Consider the following 465-nt stretch of genomic DNA (forward strand, 5'->3'; position numbering starts at 1 on the left):
GCCGGGGACCTGGTGGGCGTGCAGGTCACCCGGTCCGTGGGCGAACTGGTCTCCGTACTGGGCGTGCTGACGGCCGGGGCGGCCCATGTGCCCCTGGACCCCGGCTATCCGGCCGAGCGGCTGGAGTTCGTACGGTCGGACGCGGGCCTCGCGGCGCTCGTGGTGGAGGGCCCGGCGCCGGAGGGTCTTCCGGCGGGCCTGACCGTCCTGGCCCCCGACGCGGGGGAGGGGCCGGTGCCGGGAGGTTCCCGCGCCTCCGGTCCGGCCGCCGGGGACCCCGCGTACGTCATCTACACCTCGGGCTCCACCGGGCGCCCCAAGGGCGTGGAGATCCCGCACCGCGCGCTGGCCAACCTGCTGGCGACCATGGCGGACCACATCGGGGCGGACCCCGGGGACCGGTGGCTCGGGCTCACCTCGCTCTCCTTCGACATCTCCACGGTGGAGCTGCTGCTGCCCCTGACG

Annotated in this window: 1 protein-coding gene; it reads left to right on the forward strand. The window is 75.9% G+C overall.

All coding sequences use genetic code 11. The annotated features are described in order from the left end of the window. On the forward strand, positions 1 to 465 hold a 465-nt coding region (locus RNB18_RS51610; RefSeq protein ID WP_311721009.1), incomplete at both ends, for an AMP-binding protein.

Source organism: Streptomyces doebereineriae (assembly GCF_031845645.1).
Classification (GTDB): Bacteria; Actinomycetota; Actinomycetes; order Streptomycetales; family Streptomycetaceae; genus Streptomyces; species Streptomyces canus.